This is a genomic window from Bathymodiolus azoricus thioautotrophic gill symbiont, from assembly GCF_001298715.1.
In the GTDB taxonomy this organism is placed as follows: domain Bacteria; phylum Pseudomonadota; class Gammaproteobacteria; order PS1; family Pseudothioglobaceae; genus Thiodubiliella.
In genome coordinates this window covers 1-1,063 of the sequence record NZ_CDSC02000336.1, presented here as the reverse complement: position 1 = coordinate 1,063, position 1,063 = coordinate 1, and the positions used below count along the sequence as shown (strand labels likewise).

The 1,063-nt window shown below is 34.8% G+C and carries 1 protein-coding gene; it reads left to right on the top strand.

What is annotated here, in order from left to right; all coding sequences use genetic code 11:
* Window positions 1-131: 131 nt before the first annotated feature.
* Entirely contained in the window at window positions 132-1,016 is an 885-nt protein-coding gene (locus BAZSYMA_RS06660; protein ID WP_090716957.1) for a Fic family protein, read from the top strand.
* Window positions 1,017-1,063: the final 47 nt, after the last annotated feature.

The window sequence follows — 1,063 nt, the reverse complement described above, 5'->3', positions numbered from 1 at the left end:
AAAAAACAAGCAGTAAAGACAAACAACACCATAATATTGGATTTTTTTCATTTTACATTTAACTGTTATACTCTATATAATCATTAAAAATTATAAAATAAAACTATTTTTAACGGTTATAATGGTAAATTATGGCAAAAACTTTAGAAATATTTGAAAACATACAGCGCCTGCGCAAGCGTTATTACCAAGTCTATCAAGGCAAGCAGGCCTTATTGGATTTAATTTCAGAAACCGAGGTTGGAGAGCAAGTTTACAACTCGAACGCCATCGAAAACTCTACACTAACGCTAGGCGATACCGAGAAAGTTTTATTACAAATTGATTTAGACAAATATATTTCTGAGCGAGAGTTGTTTGAGGCAAAAAATCTTGCTAGAGTGGTGAACTACATTAACAAAAAATCCACACAATCAGAACTCACTTTAGAAATTATTTTGTTACTACATCAAATGTTATTAGTCAATATTGATGATGACTCTGCTGGTAGATGGCGAAAAAAAGACGAATGGGTGCGTGTTGGCAATCATATCGCCATTGCCCCTGAAAAAATTATTGCCGAATTACACAAAATATTAGCCACTTACTTTGCCACAGATAACGAGCATATTATTAAGCGTATTACTCTGTTTCACTTAAGTTTCGAACAAATTCATCCCTTTATTGACGGTAATGGACGGATTGGCAGAGTGCTAAATAATTACCTACTAATGCGTGATGGCTTTGTGCCGATTAACATTAAATTTATTGATAGAGCGGATTACTACACCGCCTTTAATGAATTTAACGAATCAGGAAAAACCAAAACTATGGAAAACATTATCGGCAAAGCACTCACCAATAGTTACCACAAACGCTTGGCATATTTAGAAGGCAAAGACATTGTCTCTCTGGTAGATTACGCCAAAAAATACAAAATATCGCATTCTAATCTTATCAACAAAGCCAAACGCCAAACCATTGAAGCCTTTTCAGAGAAAGGCAAATGGAAAATTGCCGATGAAAACAACCAGTAAGCCACGCTTATCAGTTTGACAATATTGTAGGACCCTGTAAACCAGAT